This window comes from Pseudomonas sp., from assembly GCF_041601375.1.
Taxonomy (GTDB): Bacteria; Pseudomonadota; Gammaproteobacteria; order Pseudomonadales; family Pseudomonadaceae; genus Aquipseudomonas.
The window spans coordinates 22,957-39,350 of record NZ_JBFIIG010000021.1 but is presented as its reverse complement, the minus strand read 5'-3'; the positions used below and the strand labels follow the sequence as shown (position 1 = coordinate 39,350).

Genomic DNA, 16,394 nt, shown 5'->3' with positions numbered 1-16,394 from the left:
CGCGATCGCTTTCGCGGACAAGCCCGCTCCCACGGGTTAACTCCCGCTAGATCCCACGGTTGCTCCACGCAGACCGGATAAAGGTCTCATGCTAGAGTCGCTGACACATTTATCTAGGGGGTGAATCCATGCGTGGCTTGATGGTCCTGGCGCTCTGCGCCCTGTCCTCCCTGGCCTGGGGCGAGGCCTGCGTGATCCACAGTCAGGCCGAGCGCCTGGACGTCAAGGTCTGCCAGCAGAATCGCAGCATTCCGCCAAACCTGTTTCGCAGCGGCTTCTGCCAACCGCAGCTGAAGGGACAGAAGGTCGAGGTCGCCTTCGTCGAGCAATGTCCGCTCGGCGCCTACGGCGTCTGCCGCAACGCCCGGGTCGGCGGCATGCCCTACCAGCAGGACATTCATTACTACGGCGTGGCCAGCGACGCCGCCTACCTCAAGCCGTTCTGCGAACGGCAGAGCCGAGGCGTGTGGATGGCGCGCTAGCCCCACCCAGGTAGGGTGCGCCATGCGCACCGATAGCAACTCGACTGCCCGCCGGCACGCAAGTCGCACCTTGCTCCGGTAGTACCCCCTGCATCACGCCAGCCAATCCAGGGTCAGCAACAAGCGCCGCGCGCCTGGTGGCGGTTGCGGCGAGCGGTGAATCAGCCCGCCGCCCTCGTTACCGACCCATTTCTCGCCCTTGGCCAGCAGCACATGGCCGGCTGCGGCGCCTTCGATCCGGGCCTCGTCCACGGGCTCGGCAGCCGGGTCGCCGAGGCGACGCCGCGCCATCACGCCCTCGCGCAGCCACTGGCTGCCGAGCCCGGCATAGCTGGTGATCAGGCGCAGCGGCACATGGTCGACGTGAAAGCGCGGACACATGGCCTTATCCAGCACGCGCAGGCGCAGGCCGATGCGCTTGGCGTCGAGCAGGCAGGCGAAGGCAGCGACCAGCCAGGCCACATCGGCGATAAAGGCCGCATGGCCGGGCAATTCGCCATAGCCCTGGAGCAGGTCGCCAAGATCCACCGGGCTCTCCGAGTGCGCCAATTCCAGCACCCTGGACTCTGCCAGCGGCTCGCCCCGGGCCAGTAACGTCGCGGCGAACGCATCGATCGCTGGCGGCAAGCGACGTTGCCAGAGGGCCAGGTTGACCTCATCACGCAGCACCTCGCCGAGCACCTCGATCTGCTCGCCGGCGACCTGCTGCAACGGCTGCCGCATTGTTGGCGCAAGCATCAGGCCGCCTCCTCCTCGACCCAGGGGCCGAACGGATCGGGCAGCGCTCGCCAGGCATCCACGCCCAGGGCCATTTCCGCGTCATCCAACAGGCAGGCATCCAGCTCGGCGGCCAGCCGGGCGAAGTCGATGTTCTGGCCGATAAACACCAGCTCCTGGCGGCAGTCGCCGACCTCGGCGCGCCAGTGCTTCATGATCGCCTGCAGGCCTTCGTCATCGCTCGGCCACTGGCTTTTCGGCACGAAACGCCACCAGCGCCCGGCAAAACCATGACGCATCAGGCCGCCGGCCTGGGACCAGCTGCCGGCTTCCTGGTACTTGCTGGCCAGCCAGAAGAAGCCCTTGGAGCGCAGCAGGCGGCCATTGCTCCATTCGCGGTTGATGAAGGTGAAGAAGCGCTCGGGATGCAACGGCCGCCGCGCCCGGTAGGCGCTGGAGGCGATGCCATACTCCTCGGTCTCGGGGACGTGCTCGCCGCGCAGCTCCTTGAGCCAACCCGGTGCCTGGGCCGCACGCTCGAAGTCGAAGCGCCCGGTATCGAGGATCTTGTTCAGGGGCACCGCGCCCATGGCCATGGGCAGGATCTCGGCGTGGGTGTTGAGGCCGCGCAGGATGGCGATCAGCTCCTCGCGCTCATGGCTGCCGATCAGATCGATCTTGCTCACCAGCAGCACGTCGGCGAACTCCACCTGCTCGATCAGCAGGTCGGTGATCGAGCGCTCGTCCTCTTCGCCGAGGGTCTCGCCACGGCTGGCCAGGCTCTCGGCCTCGTGGAAATCACGCAGGAAGTTGACCCCATCGACCACCGTGACCAGGGTGTCCAGGCGCGCCAGATCGGCCAGGCTCTGGCCCTGTTCGTCACGGAAGGTGAAGGTTTCCGCCACCGGCAGTGGCTCGGAAATACCGGTGGATTCGATCAGCAGGTAGTCGAAGCGACCGTCCCGAGCCAGGCGGCCGACCTCTTCCAGCAGGTCCTCGCGCAGGGTGCAGCAGATGCAGCCATTGCTCATCTCGATGAGTTTTTCTTCGGCGCGGTTGAGGCTGACATCGCGCTGGACCTCGCTGCCATCGATATTGATCTCGCTCATGTCGTTGACGATCACCGCGACCTTGAGGCCCTCGCGGTTCTTCAGGATGTAGTTGAGCAGGGTGCTCTTGCCGGCACCGAGAAAGCCCGATAGCACGGTCACGGGTAGTCGTTCAGTCATCGCAGGGGTCTCCATCATTGATCACGGTCGCGCAGGTGTTTTTCCCGCTGTTCCTGGCGTTCCTTGGCTTCGATACACAGGCTGGCGGTGGGCCGCAGCAGCAGGCGCCTGAGACCGATGGCCTCACCGGTTTCCCGGCACCAGCCGTATTCGCCACGAGCCAGGTGAGCCAGGGCTTGGTCGAGCTTGTCGAGCAGTTTCCTTTCCCGCTCGAGCTGGCGCAGCTGCCACTGCCGCTGTTCTTCGGCGCTGCCGATATCGGCCGGGTCGCTGCTGGTTTCGCGCTCGCGCAGGGTCTCCAACGCCTCGGCAATGCGCGCCTGCAGTTCGCCGCGCTGGTTCAGCAACAAGGTGCGGAAGAATTGCTGCTGGGCGTCGCTCATATAGTCATCGGCCGGCTGGGCGAGCAGCTCGGCTTCGGTAAGCAGGGTCAAGGTCATGGTTCGAATTCACTGGCGTGGCGCTTTAATTGTTATAACATAACATTTATCGCCTCAGTCACACCCTGGATTTCTGATGACCGCCCTGACTCTGCCGGATATCGCCGCCCAAGCGACTCACTACCAACAACCCCTGGACTGGGTCGGCATGGGCGAAATCGCCCTGCCGCTGCTGTTTGCCGGGCAACGGATCAACGCTCGTGCCGATGCCGGGGTCAGCCTGGACGACGGCGGCGCGCGCGGCATTCATATGTCGCGCCTGTACCTGGCCCTGCAGGTCCTGGAGACCGACAACCTCAGCCCGCTGCTGTTGTGGCAACTGCTGGGCGAGTTTCTCGACAGCCATAAAGGCCTGTCGCAACAGGCCCATATCAGCCTGCGCGGCGAGGCCTTGCTCAGCCGACCGGCCCTGGTCAGCCCGCTATCAGGCTGGAAGGCTTACCCCTTCGAAGTGCGTGCACGCCAGGATTCATGGGGGTTCCACGTGGAACTGCAGGTTCAGGTCGACTATTCCTCGACCTGCCCCTGCTCCGCCGCCCTGGCCCGCCAACTGATCCAGCAGCGCTTCATCGAAGACTTCGCCAATCAGCCGCTCGACCATCAGCAACTGCTGAGCTGGCTCGGCTCGACCCAGGGCATTCTGGCCACGCCGCATAGCCAGCGCAGCACCGCCACCCTGCAGGTGCGCCTGAGCCCGCAGGCCGACGAACTGCCTTTGATCGAGCTGATCGACCGCGCCGAGCAGGCCCTCGGCACCTCGGTGCAGACCGCGGTCAAGCGCGCCGACGAGCAGGCCTTTGCCCTGGTCAACGGGCAGAACCTGATGTTCTGCGAAGACGCCGCGCGGCGCCTGCACAGCACCCTGTTGCTGCAGCCCGGGCTGAGCGCCTTCAACCTGCGCGTGGTTCACGCGGAAAGCCTGCACGCCCACGATGCCGTGGCCGCCAGCAGCTGGAACTGGAGCCCGGCATGATCCGCTGCCAGCACCTGCAATGGGGGCCGAGCGGCCAGCCGCTGACCCCGCCGCTGGATCTGCAACTGCCCAGCGGCAGCCTGACCGGGCTGATCGGCAGTAACGGTTGCGGCAAGAGCAGCCTGCTCAAGGTGATCGCCGGCCTGCAACGGCCGCTGCATGGACGCCTCGAACTGGGCGTGCCGCGTCTCGGCGGCGTGGCCTATCTGGTGCAACAGCAGGCCCTCGACCGGCAATTCCCGATCAGCCTGCAGAGCCTGGTCAGCGCCGGCTTCTGGCGCAGCCCACTGAACCGCCGGCAACGCCAGGCGCGTCTGCAACAGGTGCTGAGCGACTGGGGTCTGCTCGACCTGCAGCGACAACCGCTGCAGGCGCTGTCCGGCGGCGAGCTGCAGCGCGCGCTGCTGGCACGCCTGAGCCTGACCGACGCCCGGGTGTTGCTGCTGGATGAGCCCGAGGCGGCGCTGGACGATCACGGCCAGGCCCTGCTCTGGCAGCATATCCAGCGCTGGCAGGCCGAGGGCCGCACCCAGCTGCTGGTCAGCCATGACCTCGGCAGCCTTGGCCGGCGCCTGGACAACGCCCTGCAGGTGTCGCGCAGCGGTTGCCGCTTCGCGCCGATCCGCCAGCTGATCGGCCAGCGCCCACCCTTGGAACAGGTGGCCTAGGATGGAACTGCTGTGGGCACCCTTCGTCGAATTCGCCTTTATGCGCCGCGCCCTGCTCGGCGGCCTGGTGCTGGCGCTGAGCGCCGCGCCGCTGGGGGTGTTTCTGATCCTGCGCCGCCTGAGCCTGATCGGCGACGCCATCGCCCACGGCATCCTGCCCGGCGCCGCCATCGGCTTCTGGCTGTTCGGCCTGAGCCTGCCGGCCCTGACGCTCGGCGGTCTGGTCGCCGGCCTGGGCATGGCAGGTCTGGCCGCCTGGGTCACCCGCCACACCGGCCTGCGCGAAGACGCCAGCCTGGCGGCCATCTACCCGATTTCCCTGGCCAGCGGGGTACTGTTGCTGGGCCTGGCCGGGCGCCAGCTCGACCTGCTGCACCTGCTGTTCGGCTCGGTATTGGCCGTCGATCAGAGCACGCTCAACGGCATGCTGCTGGTCTCGCTCGGCAGCCTGGCGGGCCTGGCGCTGATCTACCGCTGGCTGCTGCTGGACAGCCTCGACCCGCTGTTTCTCGCCAGCGTCAGCCGCTTCGGCCCGCTGGCCTACGGCCTGTTCCTGACCCTGGTGGTGCTCAACCTGGTGATCGGCTTCCAGGCCATAGGCGCACTGATGGTGGTCGGCCTGATGATGCTACCGGCCGCCGCCGCGCGCTTCTGGAGCGGCCACCTGCCCCGCCTGTTGCTGCTCGCCGCACTCACCGGCGCGACCTGCGTCTGGCTCGGCCTGCTGCTGTCCTACTACGCCAACCTGCCCAGCGGTCCCTGCATCGTGTTGCTGGCCGGCCTGGCCTATGCCCTTTCCGTGCTGTTCGGCCCGTTCAACGGCCTGCTGCGCGCCCAGCCCTTACCTTCACCCTGAGGAACGCTCCATGCGTGTATTGATCGCCCTGTTCGTCCTGTTCGCGTCGCTGCCCCTGAACGCGGCCGAGAAACTCAAAGTCGTTACCAGCTTCAGCATTTTGGCCGACATTACCCGACAGATAGCCGGAGATAAGCTCGAACTGCGTAATCTGGTCGGTGCCGATGCCGACGCCCATGTCTACCAACCCAGTGCCGAAGACGCCAAGGCCGTGCTCGATGCCGACCTGATCATCGCCAACGGCCTGGGCTTCGAGCCCTGGCTGCAGCGCCTGATCGCCAGCAGCGAGGCCCCCGGCACCCGGCTCGACGCCAGCACCGGGGTGCTGCCGCTGATGCTCGATGAAGACGGCGACAAGGTCCCCGATCCGCATGCCTGGCAGAACCTGGCCAATGCCGAGATCTATGTGCAGAACATCGCCAAGGCGCTGAGCCAGGCCGATCCGGCCAATGCAGCGCATTACGCCAGCCGCAGCGAGGCTTACCTCAGCCAGATCCGCGCCCTGCTCGGCGAAGCCCGCGCCGGCCTGGGCCAGTTGCCACCGGCCCAGCGCAGCATCATCACCAGCCACGACGCCTTCGCTTATCTGGGCCAGGCCTATGGCCTGAATTTCATCGCGCCCCAGGGGCTAAGCACCGAGGACGAGCCTTCGGCCGCCGAAGTGGCTGCGCTGATCCGGCAGATTCGCGCCGACGGCGTGCGCGCGGTGTTCGTCGAAAACATCCGCGACCCACGGCTGATCCAGCAGATCGCCGCGGAAGGCGGCGCCAAGGTCGGCGGCACCCTCTACTCCGATGCCCTGGCCAGCGCAGGCCCGGCCAGCAGCTACCTGGGCATGTTCAGGCACAATCTCGACACCCTGCTGGCCGCGCTCAAGCCGTGAGTCACAGGCGGCGCCAGTCGCCGATTTACCTGCCCTCGCCTGCCGGGTAACCTGCCAGCCTTCTCGTCGTGCAGGACTTACCTGATGCTCATCGGACAACTGGCCAAACTCACCGCCTGCACGCCCAAGGCGATCCGCCATTACGAAAAAATAGGCCTGCTTCCCGCGCCACTGCGCCAAGGCAGCTACCGCTGCTACGACCAGCACCACGTGACGCTGGTACGCATGATCCGCCAAGCCCAGGCCGTGGGCTTCAAACTGACAGAGATACTCCCGCTGATTACAGAAAAACTGCGTAGCCAGCGCTTCCCCCTCGAGACGGCCACCCTCGGCATCGAGCAAAAACGCGTGCAACTCCAGGCCGAAATCCAGGCCTTGCAACGCCTCGACCAGCAACTGCTGCAGCTCAAGCAGGACATCAATCGTCTATTCGCACCCCATTAAGGTTCAACCAGCGAAAGCTTGACCCTGCCCCCAGGGGCAAGGTTTAGCCTGTCTCCCGACAAAACAGCCGACGCCGTACAGGGAGATCGCAATGGCCACTTTATGTTTGGTAACCGGGGCCAATGGCCATCTGGGCAACAATCTGCTGCGGGCACTGTTGGCGCAAGGCCAGCGGGTGCGCGCCGGGGTGCGCGACCCGAACAATACCCAGCCATTCGTCGGGCTGGATTGCGAGTTGGTATACGCCGAGCTTGAGGACAAGGCCGCACTGCTCAAGGCAATGGAGGGCGTCGAGGTGCTCTATCAGGTGGCCGCGGTGTTCAAGCACTGGTCGCCGGATCCAGAAACAGACATCGTCAGGGCCAATGTCGAAGGTACCCGTAGCGTACTCGAGGCTGCGGTGCAGGCCGGCGTCAAGCGCGTGGTCTACGTCAGCTCAGTCGCCGCCATCGGCCACAACGGCCACGCCTTGCACGAAGGCAACTGGAACCAGGACCTGAGCAACCCCTACTACCGTTCCAAGATCCTCTCCGAGCAACTGGCCTGGGAGATCGCCAAAGCCCATGGTCTGTGGATGGTGGCGGTGCTGCCTGCCGCGATGATCGGCCCCAACGCCTATCGCCTGACCGACACCATGGCTTTTATCGAGCGCATCTACAAAAAATCCGTGCCCATGGACCCCAACTTTCATTTCAATTTCGTTGATGTGCGCGACGTCGCGCTGGGCTGCATCTCGGCCGCCAACCGGGGCGAAACCGGGCAGCGCTATATCCTGGCGAACCAGCACAGCTCCTCATTCAGCGACATAGTGGCGGCCGCCAATGCCGTTGCTCCTGGCTACAAGCTGCCACCGCACGCGCCACAATGGTTACTGCTGAGCATTGCCTGGGGCGCCGAACTGCTTGCCAGGCTGACCGGCACACCAGCGAACCTGACCCGCAGCCAGGTGCGCACCTTCTATGGCGTCAAACAGGAATACGACATCCGTAAAGCCTGTGCACAATTGGCTTACCAGCCCAAATCCCCCTTTGCGGCCTTGCGGGAAACCTTCGCGTATTTACAACGGCGCCAATCTGCCTGAGGCTGTGAGCGCCCCCTCATCAACCGAACCTTACAACCCATGCCCAACCATCCGGCCTTCACCCTGCGCGCTTACCACGCCCAGGATCTGCAGGCGTTAGTCGAGCTGTTCAGCGCCGCGGTGCATCAGCTCGGCGCCGCTGACTATGCCCAGACGCAGCGCCAGGCCTGGGCACCCGCGCACGCGGACATGTCCGCCTGGCAGACTCGCCTGGCGGGCCTGGAGCTGTTAATCGCCGAGGATAGCCGGCAACTCGCCGGTTTTATCGGCTTTACCTGCGATGGCCATATCGACCTGCTGTTCACCGCCCCGCAGCATGCCCGCCAAGGCGTAGCCACGGCGCTGTATGCAGCCGCGCAAACGCGCATGAAAGCCGCGGGGGCAACGGCGGCCTTTACCGAGGCCAGCCTGACGGCGCGGCCATTCTTTGCGCGCCAGGGCTTTTCTGTGGAACAGGCACAGACGGTGGCGCGCGGCGCTGTTACCTTGCAGCGCTTTGCCATGCGCAAGCCACTGCGCCCCTGAATGACTGAGCGACAGCCAGCCCGGAGTAGCCATGACTTATCTGATCTGGACAGGACTTGCACTGCTACTGCTGGCAGTCGCGGCGCTGGCCTACTGGACTTGGCGCAGTACCCGCCGCCTCAGGCAGCTGGATCAGCGTGTCCGCCGGCAAGGCGAACTGCTCGAGCAAATCGACATCGTGCTGGAAAACCCGCACCTCAGCGAAGAAGAACAACTGATCAGAAGCGAAGCCCTGCTGGCCAAGCTGCGGGAAAGCAGCGAACCCTGAGCGTCCGTCGCAGAAGCTGTGCTCACCTGCACGTCGGACACCGCCCGCGCTGGCTGAATCAGCCTCGGTCGCCCGCGGGTAGAGAACTGTGCGACGCGCCCTCTATGCCTTAAGAGATATGGTCAAAGGCCGACGACCCATGGCAGTGTGGGATAGCAGCCTGTCGGACTTGGGACTGTCCTACTGCGAAAGCCTGGATATTGGCGGCTTTTCCCAGTCAAACTCGTTAAATAGAGCGGCTATTCGCCTCGTTTGACTGGAAAAATCCGCTCAATCCCAGACTTTCTCGCTACGGACGCCAAAGTCCGACAGGCTGCTATCGCATCGCTCACTTTTGCCGTACGGATGGACTGTCATGGATATTACCGAATTCGCCGACCTGCTGGCCGCTTCCAAGGCCCAGCCGGAACCGCAACGCTTGCTGTTGGTGTTCGTTTGCGCCGAGCTGCCGGAAGATGCAACCGAAGAGGAACGCCAGCGCCACGCCGAAAACCAGGGCGGTTCGCTCAGACCTGTGCTGTGCGTCGACAAGCTGCCGGACGAACTGGTGGATTTTGCCGGGCTGCTGGCCGAGTCCAGCCGCACCGGGGTGGCCTGGGACCTGGTGTTCGCCGCCGGCCTGGCCGGACGCGCAGGCATGGTGCCGAGCAGCGATGAGGCCGAGCAACCATTGAAGATGATGGTCGGGGCCATCGAAGCCGGCAGCATCGGCAACTTCATCGCCTTCGACCGCGAGGGGCATGCGGTCAGTTTCTACTAGGAGGCTGGCCTGTGCAGGGCGCGCGGGGCCGTGCACACCACTGACAACCGGGTTCCTGGTGCGCACAGCGCACCCTGCGTGCCGGGGTCATCGAAACGATAATTCTGCGGCCGCACACTGGCAGGCCGATCGAGTCAGACGTTCGCCTTGCTACTGGCCGCGGATCTCGAGGCCGGGGCAACGCTGGCAGCCGGTATCTGCTGCGCGCGCCGGCGCCAACGCCCCCCTTTTCCCGCGCCTGTCGAACGAGCGACCCGCTGCGCAAGTAGCAACGACTTAATGCCAAGGTCTCCTGGCTCGCTGCGCGCCCCCATGTGAAGGTCCCTGGACTGGTAGATCACAACAGGGAGTTCCGGGTGAAAGACGCAGAATTGTGCCGCTGGCTGCTGGAAGTGAACGAGCCCTGGGAGGTCAGCCGGGTTCGTGTCGATACCCACAGCCGCGAGGTGCATGCCTACCTGAGCACCGGCAAGACCTGGTTCGGCCGCTACCTCGGCGAACAGCCCCGCTCACGCTGGCGGCATACCAGTATCGGCGCCTACAAGACCTATATCCATGCCAGCCTACCGGAGCAGGACGATCAGGCGCCGCAAGCCTTCCTCGGTAAAAGTGCCAGCGACTTCACCCATGGCCTGGCCCGGCGGGTGATCCAGTGCCTGCAGGATGGCCTGCGCTATCGTCAGGTTTGCGCCCTGCTGGATATCGACATGCACCTGGCCTGGCAGATCAAGCACGCGATCGAGTCCGGCCAACTGGTCACGGCGGATACCGACCTGCGGGCGCGCCTGCAACTGGACGATTCGACGGGGCATACCGGCAGTACGATTCCCGCCAGCGACGACGGCATATGGCTGCGCCTGCTGGCGCCGGATTGCCCGTTCGAGATCCGCCTGTTGAGCCTGAAACTGCTGCTGGCCCGCGCCCGCCAGGAGTTTGCCAGGGCGCATGACCCGGATATGCAGATCCTCAGGATCAATGAACTGCGGCGCTTCTTCATCAAGCACGAAAAGCATCTGCAGCACGAGATCGCCCAGCTGAACGACGACCGGCAGCAGGCCACGGAGGGCGACCAGCCATGAACGACGGCACAGCGACAAGCGCACTGCTGGATCTGCGCCAGGCCGGCGCCTTGATCGAGCGCGGCGAAACCCTGGCCATCGCCGGCCACCTCGACTGCCTGGCGGCGCTGCCCAAGGGTAACTGGATCGGCGGCACCACCCCCTACTTCATGGCGAGCGAGGGTGGCACCTGTCGACTCGACCGGGTGTTCGTCCAGCCGTTCGGCCAGCAGGCCGGCGAGATCGTCTGCTATGACCGCGAGCGGCTGCCGCACATGCTCGAAGACGCCCCGGAAAATGGCTTCAGCATCGTCATTCTGCCGGCCGCCAGTGCCGTGCTCGAGGACTATGCCCGCGAGGCCCCCAACTACCCGGACATGTACATCAAGCCGATTGCCGGCTGGGTGGCGGGCGTGCACCTGGATCAGCTGGGCAGCGCCCAGGCCCAGGTGATCGACGGTCGCAGCGGTCGCTGTTACGCCGACCAGGCCATCGTCCTGCACATCCCCCTGCCGCCCGAACAGACGGCACTGGTGCATGCGGTGAACCTGTTCAAGCCCGGCGCGGGACCGACGCTGAGCTTCGCCGAGACCGGCTTTGCCGCCCGCGACTGCCTAATCGATGGCGTACGCGGCAGCTTGCTCGAGCTGATCCGCGCGCGCGGCATCGACACCCGCCTGCCGCTGGTGGCCGACTACTGCGGCGCCATGATCAATGTCAGCATCCAGTCGCTGGATCGCGAGCCGGGCCTGGTGTCCTTCTATGCGCCGGTGTTCGCCGGGGTCAACTACCGGTTCGCCGACGCGGTCGAGGACTACAGCGAGCGCTTCCTGCAGGCCATGCCCAGCGACGGCGGCCCCATCCTGTTCGGCTGCAACTGCATCCTCAATTACCTCTATTCGCAGTTGCAGGGACGCCAGACGGCGCGACTCACCGGCCCCATCACCTTCGGCGAAGTCGCCTACCAGTTGCTCAACCAGACGGCGGTCTACCTGACGCTCGAGCACAGCTGAGCCCGCGCGCAACGCACCGCGGCAAACCAATGGCGATGTAGCCGGTGGCATGAAAACGCCGCAATCTTGGTGGGCTGAAGCCCACCCTACGCGCTTGTGGGCACCCGTAGGGCGGGTGAAACCCGCATTGTCTATCCCGCATTGCCCACCCCGCGAGTTGCACCCGCCCTACAGGGTTCGTCGCCGGATGCGGAAAACCGCGCGCTCGCCAGGCGGGCAAATCTGCTGTCGCAGGCCTCGCGAGAAACCGTAGGAACGGCTAAAGCGCAACGCCGCCCGACGCGCCTACAGGCTGCAATCGGGCGCCACACATCGGCGGGACATCGGCAAAACAATCGGCAAGCCCGGCGCAGAACGCGTTATCGTTGAACCAATGCCGAGCATCCGCCCCAAATCGTGCGAGCAGACGGTCGTCATGTTCAGCGCCGCGCATCGATGCGCGCCTGGATCGGCACCGGCTCGCTCGCCGATCGACCGCCCCCCCTCAAGAGGCCCGCATGCAGATCGAGTTGATCGAAATCCGCGACCACCTGCAACGCTTCCCGCCCTTCGATGGGCTGCCCGAAGACACCCTCGACGAGATCGCCCGCCAGGTGGAAGTCGCCTACTTCAAGGCCGGTAGCGAGATCCTCAGCTTCGGCGCGGAGATCCACGACCTGCACTATGTGCGCAGCGGCGCGGTGGAGATCTACCGCCGCACCGGCGCCCTCTACAACCGCCTGACCGAGGGCGATATCTTCGGCCAGTTCGGCCTGCTGCGCGGGCACAAGGTGCGGCTGCCGGCCCGGGCCATCGAAGACAGCCTGATCTATTTCATTCCCGGCCACCTGTTCGACCAGCTCTGCGAGACCCATGACTTCTTCGCCGACTTCGTCGAGGCCGAGGGCCAGTCACGCCTGAAGTCGGCGGTGGAGAGCCAGGGCAAGGCCAGCGAGCTGATGAAGATCAAGGTGCGCCGGCTGATCTCCCGGCAAGCGGTCAGCGTGCCCCTGGACACCTCGGTGCAACAGGCCGCGCGGGTGATGACCGAGCAGGGCGTGTCCTCCCTAGTGATCGTCGATCCACAGGCCGAGGGTTCCGCCCCCGACGGCGCGGCGACCGAGCAGCCCAGCCAACTGATGGCCGGCATCCTCACCGACCGCGACCTGCGCACCCGGGTGGTAGCCGAAGGCCTGGCCGCGGACGCCCCGGTCAGCCAGGTGATGTCGCCCGACCCGATCACCCTGCCGGCCGATGCCTCGGTGTTCGAGGCCATGCTGTGCATGCTCCGGCACAACATCCATCACCTGCCCGTGGTGCACCGACGGCGGCCGGTGGGGGTGATCAACCTGGCAGACATCATCAAGTACGAATCGCAGAGCAGCCTGTACCTGGTCAACAGCATCTTCAACAAGCAAACGGTGGCCGAGCTCAAGGCGTTGCTGCCCGACCTGCGCGCCACCTTCGTGCGCATGGTCAACGAGCAGGCCACTGCCCACATGATCGGCAGCGCCATGTCGGGCATCGGTCGCAGCCTGACCCAGCGCCTGCTGGAGCTGGCCGAGCAGCAGTTCGGCCCGCCGCCGGTGCCCTACTGCTTCATGGCGCTGGGCTCGATGGCCCGCGACGAGCAATTGATCGTCACCGACCAGGACAATGCCCTGGTCCTCGACAACAGCTTCGACCCGCGGGTCCACGACGAGTATTTCCTCAGGCTGGCGACCTTCGTCAGCGACGGCCTGGCGGCCTGCGGCTACAGCTACTGCAAGGGCGGGATCATGGCCACCAATCCCCAGTGGCGTCAGCCGTTGCGGGTGTGGAAGGATTACTTTACCCAGTGGATCGAGCGCCCCAACCCACAGACCCTGCTCAACAGCTGCATCTTCTTCGACCTCGACAGCGTCCATGGCGAAACCGAGCTGGTCGAAAGCCTCAAGGACCTGCTCGCGGAGAAGGCCAGCCAGAACCCGCTGTTTCTCGCCAGCCTGGCGCGCAATGCCCTCAACCGCACGCCGCCGCTGGGCTTCTTCCGCACCTTCGTGATGGAAAAGGACGGCCAACAGAACAACATCATCAACCTCAAGGGCCGCGGCACCGCGCCGCTCACCGACCTGATCCGCGTGCATGCCCTGGCCTGCGGCTCCAAGGCGCAGAACTCCAACGAGCGGCTGGACGCCATCGCCGCCACCAAGCTGATGCCCCCGGAGGCCATCAGCAAACTGCGCTACGCCCTGGAGTTCCTCTCCATCGTGCGCATCCGTCATCAGGCCATGGACCTCGAGGCCGGCCGCGAGCCGGACAACTACATCGAGCCGGAAAAGGTCTCCGCCAGCGAGCGCTACAACCTCAAGGAAGCCTTCCAGGTGCTCAGCAACGCGCAGAAATTCCTGCGCTTCCGCTACCCGGCGGGCGGCTCCTCGTGAAGCGGCCCAGCGCCCGGGGTAAAAAAGCCTGCGCCGCGCCGACGGATTGGCAGAACCTCTTCGCCCAGCTCGCGCAAACGGCCAAGGATCCGCGCCTGGCCGCCTTCTACCAGGCCGGCGCGGTAGCCGTCGACACCCCGCTGGAGCAGGTGCCGCTGGTGGCGCTGGATGTGGAAACCACCGGCCTGGATTGCAACCGCCACTCGATCGTCAGCCTCGGCCTGGTGCCCTTCAGCCTGGCGCGCATCCGCTGCGGCCAGGCGCAGTACTGGGTGGTCAAGCCGGTTTCCGAGCTGAGCAGCGAGTCGGTCACCTTCCATCACATCACCCACAGCGACATCCGCGACGCCCCCAGGCTGACGACCGTTCTCGGTGAACTGCTGACGGCCATGGCCGGCAAGGTGATGGTGGTGCATTACCGCACGCTCGAGCGCGGCTTTCTCGACCAGGCGGTGCGTCAGCATCTGGGCGAGGCGCTGCACTTCCCGGTGATCGACACCATGGAGCTGGAGGCCCGCCTGCACCGCCGTCAGCGCCAGCCGGGCTGGCTCGACCGCCTGTTCGGCCGCCAGCCGACCTCCATCCGCCTGGCCGACAGCCGTCTGCGCTATGGCCTGCCGCTGTACCAGGCGCACCACGCCCTGACCGATGCCCTGGCCACCGCGGAGCTGCTGCAGGCGCAGATCGCCAGCCACTACTCGCCGACCACGCCGGTCGGCGCGCTGTGGAGCTGAGCGGGTGGTTGCGCATCACTCTGTGGGAGGGGCTGGGCGGCGCTCCGCTTTAGCTGTGGGAGGGGCTTTAGCCGCGACGCTTTTGACCCTCTGGCTAAGAGCTCGCGGCTAAAGCCCCTCCCACAAGATTTTTCCGCACCGCCCACAAAAAACGCGCCCGAAGGCGCGTTTTGGCATTACCCAGCAGCAGCGATCAGCGCGGCTCGCTCATCAAGCCTTTGACGATCGACACGCAGCCCACCAGCAACACTATGGTGAACGGCAGACCGGTGGATACCGCCATGGCCTGCAGGGCCACCAGGCCGCCGCCGAGCAGCAGGGCGATGGCCACCGCGCCTTCCATGATGGCCCAGAAGGCCCGTTGGGGCACCGGCGCATTGACCTTGCCGCCCGCGGTAATGGTGTCGATCACCAGCGAACCGGAGTCCGACGAGGTGACGAAGAACACGATCACCAGCACGATGCCGATAAAGGAGCTGATCTCGCTCAACGGCAGCTGGCCGAGCATGGCGAACAACTTCAGCTCCAGCGCCGCATCCTGCACCCCGGTGAAGCCGTCGCCGAGCAGTTGGCCGATGGCGGTGCCACCGAAAGCGGTCATCCACAATACCGACACCACTGACGGCACCAGCAGGACGGCGATCAGGAATTCGCGCACCGTGCGACCACGGCTGACCCGGGCGATGAACATGCCGACGAAGGGCGACCAGCTGATCCACCAGGCCCAGTAGAAGGCGGTCCAGCCCTGGCTGAAATTGGCGTCTTCGCGACCGACCGGGTTGGACAGCTCGGGCAGATAGGCCAGGTAGCTACCCAGGTTGCTGAAGAAGCCGGTGATGATCGCCAGCGTCGGCCCGACCAGGATGATGAAGCCGAGCAACAGGATGGCCAGCACCATGTTGATTTCCGACAGGCGCTTGACCCCCTTGTCCAGACCGGCCAGCACCGAGAGCAGGGCGATTGCGGTAATGCCGGTAATCAGCAGCACCTTGCTGACGTCGGTGGCGGCTATGCCGAACAGATGGTCGAGGCCGGCAGCCGCCTGCTCGGCGCCCAGGCCCAGCGAGGTGGCCAGGCCGAACAGGGTGGCGAACACCGCGAGGATGTCGATCAAATGCCCAGGCCAGCCCCACACCCGCTCGCCGAGCAGCGGGTAGAAGATCGAGCGGATGCTCAGCGGCAGGCCCTTGTTGAAGGAGAACAGCGCCAGTGCCAGCGCCACGATGGCGTAGATCGCCCAGGGATGCAGACCCCAGTGGAAGATGGTGGCCGCCATCGCCAGGCTCGCGGCCTCCTGCGCATTACCGGCGGCCGCGCCCAGCGGCGCCCAGTCGGTACGCAGGCCATCTTCGCCGACGCTGATCCCGCCCATGGCCGAGCCCAGATGCGACATCGGCTCGCCTACGCCGTAGAACATCAGGCCGATGCCCATGCCAGCGGCGAACAGCATGGAAAACCAGCTTGCGTAGCTGTGGTCCGGCGTCGCCTCCTTGCCGCCCAGGCGCACCCTGCCCAGTGGCGAAACGATCAGGCCCAGGCACAGCAGCACGAAGATGTTGGCCGCGCCGATAAAGAACCAGGCCAGGTTGCTGGTCAGCCAGTTGCGAATGGCGCTGAAGATCGGTTCGACCTCAGTCTGCAGGGCCAGGGTCAAGACCACGAACAGCAGAATGGTCAGCGCGGATATACTGAACACCTTGCCGTGGATATCCAGGTTGAACAGGAACCTGCCCTTGATGTTGTCCTGGCCGACCACATAGTCGGTATCGATCAGGTTGGCCGCCCCGCTCGGGGCCGGAATGCCACCCGGTATTTCCACTTCTGGCTGTGGCGTCGTGTCATGCAAAGGGGGTTTTTCCAT

Annotated in this window: 18 protein-coding genes; 14 read left to right on the top strand and 4 right to left on the bottom strand. The window is 65.4% G+C overall.

The annotated features are described in order from the left end of the window. Positions 1-128: 128 nt before the first annotated feature. Positions 129-482: an NADH:ubiquinone oxidoreductase gene (locus ABZE94_RS05265; protein ID WP_372874477.1), complete on the top strand. Its 354-nt coding sequence runs from the start codon at positions 129-131 to the stop codon at positions 480-482. A 93-nt stretch (positions 483-575) separates the two neighbouring features. Here ABZE94_RS05265 and ABZE94_RS05260 read toward each other — a convergent pair whose 3' ends face one another. The 3 genes from ABZE94_RS05260 to dksA are packed head-to-tail and all read right to left on the bottom strand — an operon-like array spanning position 576 to position 2,868. After that, positions 576-1,220, bottom strand: a complete 645-nt coding sequence (locus ABZE94_RS05260; protein ID WP_372874476.1) for a DUF1826 domain-containing protein — start codon at positions 1,218-1,220, stop codon at positions 576-578. Further along, on the bottom strand, positions 1,220-2,428 hold the full coding sequence (gene zigA / locus ABZE94_RS05255; protein WP_372874475.1) for a zinc metallochaperone GTPase ZigA: 1,209 nt from the start codon (positions 2,426-2,428) through the stop codon (positions 1,220-1,222). Before zigA ends, ABZE94_RS05260 begins: the two co-directional genes overlap by 1 nt. Positions 2,429-2,442: 14 nt before the next feature. After that, on the bottom strand, positions 2,443-2,868 hold the full coding sequence (gene dksA / locus ABZE94_RS05250) for an RNA polymerase-binding protein DksA (RefSeq protein WP_372874474.1): 426 nt from the start codon (positions 2,866-2,868) through the stop codon (positions 2,443-2,445). Between the two features lie 76 nt (positions 2,869-2,944). On the opposite strand from dksA, the gene folE2 reads away from it, so the two are divergent. From folE2 to ABZE94_RS05185, 13 genes are all read left to right on the top strand, one after another. Next, positions 2,945-3,841, top strand: coding sequence for a GTP cyclohydrolase FolE2 (folE2, locus tag ABZE94_RS05245; RefSeq protein ID WP_372874473.1), 897 nt, complete (start codon positions 2,945-2,947; stop codon positions 3,839-3,841). Next, on the top strand, positions 3,838-4,509 hold the full coding sequence (locus ABZE94_RS05240) for a metal ABC transporter ATP-binding protein (protein WP_372874472.1): 672 nt from the start codon (positions 3,838-3,840) through the stop codon (positions 4,507-4,509). Before folE2 ends, ABZE94_RS05240 begins: the two co-directional genes overlap by 4 nt. A 1-nt stretch (position 4,510) precedes the next feature. Then, positions 4,511-5,365 carry a metal ABC transporter permease gene (locus tag ABZE94_RS05235; protein WP_372874471.1) on the top strand — a complete coding sequence of 285 codons (855 nt, stop codon included), beginning with the start codon at positions 4,511-4,513 and terminating at the stop codon, positions 5,363-5,365. A 10-nt stretch (positions 5,366-5,375) separates the two neighbouring features. Continuing rightward, positions 5,376-6,248, top strand: a complete 873-nt coding sequence (locus ABZE94_RS05230) for a metal ABC transporter substrate-binding protein (RefSeq protein WP_372874470.1) — start codon at positions 5,376-5,378, stop codon at positions 6,246-6,248. Positions 6,249-6,332: 84 nt separating this feature from the next. Further along, complete coding sequence (locus tag ABZE94_RS05225; RefSeq protein WP_372874469.1) at positions 6,333-6,692, top strand: MerR family transcriptional regulator; 360 nt, start codon at positions 6,333-6,335, stop codon at positions 6,690-6,692. A gap of 91 nt (positions 6,693-6,783) precedes the next feature. Further along, complete coding sequence (locus ABZE94_RS05220; protein ID WP_372874468.1) at positions 6,784-7,773, top strand: NAD-dependent epimerase/dehydratase family protein; 990 nt, start codon at positions 6,784-6,786, stop codon at positions 7,771-7,773. A 39-nt stretch (positions 7,774-7,812) separates the two neighbouring features. Continuing rightward, on the top strand, positions 7,813-8,298 hold the full coding sequence (locus ABZE94_RS05215) for a GNAT family N-acetyltransferase (protein WP_372874467.1): 486 nt from the start codon (positions 7,813-7,815) through the stop codon (positions 8,296-8,298). A 31-nt stretch (positions 8,299-8,329) separates the two neighbouring features. Further along, the gene (locus ABZE94_RS05210; RefSeq protein ID WP_372874466.1) at positions 8,330-8,566 is read left to right on the top strand and encodes a hypothetical protein; all 237 of its coding nucleotides are present in this window, start codon (positions 8,330-8,332) and stop codon (positions 8,564-8,566) included. 355 nt (positions 8,567-8,921) lie between these two features. Then, positions 8,922-9,326 (top strand): ribonucleotide reductase subunit alpha, encoded by a 405-nt coding sequence (locus ABZE94_RS05205; RefSeq protein ID WP_372874465.1) that lies wholly within the window; start codon positions 8,922-8,924, stop codon positions 9,324-9,326. A gap of 356 nt (positions 9,327-9,682) precedes the next feature. Then, positions 9,683-10,405 carry a hypothetical protein gene (locus tag ABZE94_RS05200; protein WP_372874464.1) on the top strand — a complete coding sequence of 241 codons (723 nt, stop codon included), beginning with the start codon at positions 9,683-9,685 and terminating at the stop codon, positions 10,403-10,405. Then, the gene (locus ABZE94_RS05195) at positions 10,402-11,397 is read left to right on the top strand and encodes a hypothetical protein (protein WP_372874463.1); all 996 of its coding nucleotides are present in this window, start codon (positions 10,402-10,404) and stop codon (positions 11,395-11,397) included. Before ABZE94_RS05200 ends, ABZE94_RS05195 begins: the two co-directional genes overlap by 4 nt. Positions 11,398-11,894: 497 nt before the next feature. Next, entirely contained in the window at positions 11,895-13,799 is a 1,905-nt protein-coding gene (locus ABZE94_RS05190; protein ID WP_372874462.1) for a DUF294 nucleotidyltransferase-like domain-containing protein, read from the top strand. Continuing rightward, positions 13,796-14,533 carry a 3'-5' exonuclease gene (locus ABZE94_RS05185; protein ID WP_372874461.1) on the top strand — a complete coding sequence of 246 codons (738 nt, stop codon included), beginning with the start codon at positions 13,796-13,798 and terminating at the stop codon, positions 14,531-14,533. The genes ABZE94_RS05190 and ABZE94_RS05185 overlap by 4 nt, the downstream gene beginning before the upstream one ends. Positions 14,534-14,726: 193 nt before the next feature. Here ABZE94_RS05185 and ABZE94_RS05180 read toward each other — a convergent pair whose 3' ends face one another. Further along, positions 14,727-16,394 carry a BCCT family transporter gene (locus tag ABZE94_RS05180; RefSeq protein WP_372874460.1) on the bottom strand — a complete coding sequence of 556 codons (1,668 nt, stop codon included), beginning with the start codon at positions 16,392-16,394 and terminating at the stop codon, positions 14,727-14,729.

Coding starts and splice junctions, on each gene's coding strand:
- ABZE94_RS05230 (WP_372874470.1), top strand. CDS start 5,376: ATGCGTGTATTGATCGCCCTGTTCGTCCTGTTCGCGTCGCTGCCCCTG.
- ABZE94_RS05225 (WP_372874469.1), top strand. CDS start 6,333: ATGCTCATCGGACAACTGGCCAAACTCACCGCCTGCACGCCCAAGGCG.
- ABZE94_RS05180 (WP_372874460.1), bottom strand. CDS start 16,394: ATGGAAAAACCCCCTTTGCATGACACGACGCCACAGCCAGAAGTGGAA.
- folE2 (WP_372874473.1), top strand. CDS start 2,945: ATGACCGCCCTGACTCTGCCGGATATCGCCGCCCAAGCGACTCACTAC.
- ABZE94_RS05235 (WP_372874471.1), top strand. CDS start 4,511: ATGGAACTGCTGTGGGCACCCTTCGTCGAATTCGCCTTTATGCGCCGC.
- ABZE94_RS05195 (WP_372874463.1), top strand. CDS start 10,402: ATGAACGACGGCACAGCGACAAGCGCACTGCTGGATCTGCGCCAGGCC.
- ABZE94_RS05265 (WP_372874477.1), top strand. CDS start 129: ATGCGTGGCTTGATGGTCCTGGCGCTCTGCGCCCTGTCCTCCCTGGCC.
- ABZE94_RS05260 (WP_372874476.1), bottom strand. CDS start 1,220: ATGCTTGCGCCAACAATGCGGCAGCCGTTGCAGCAGGTCGCCGGCGAG.
- ABZE94_RS05240 (WP_372874472.1), top strand. CDS start 3,838: ATGATCCGCTGCCAGCACCTGCAATGGGGGCCGAGCGGCCAGCCGCTG.
- ABZE94_RS05205 (WP_372874465.1), top strand. CDS start 8,922: ATGGATATTACCGAATTCGCCGACCTGCTGGCCGCTTCCAAGGCCCAG.
- dksA (WP_372874474.1), bottom strand. CDS start 2,868: ATGACCTTGACCCTGCTTACCGAAGCCGAGCTGCTCGCCCAGCCGGCC.
- ABZE94_RS05210 (WP_372874466.1), top strand. CDS start 8,330: ATGACTTATCTGATCTGGACAGGACTTGCACTGCTACTGCTGGCAGTC.
- zigA (WP_372874475.1), bottom strand. CDS start 2,428: ATGACTGAACGACTACCCGTGACCGTGCTATCGGGCTTTCTCGGTGCC.
- ABZE94_RS05220 (WP_372874468.1), top strand. CDS start 6,784: ATGGCCACTTTATGTTTGGTAACCGGGGCCAATGGCCATCTGGGCAAC.
- ABZE94_RS05215 (WP_372874467.1), top strand. CDS start 7,813: ATGCCCAACCATCCGGCCTTCACCCTGCGCGCTTACCACGCCCAGGAT.
- ABZE94_RS05190 (WP_372874462.1), top strand. CDS start 11,895: ATGCAGATCGAGTTGATCGAAATCCGCGACCACCTGCAACGCTTCCCG.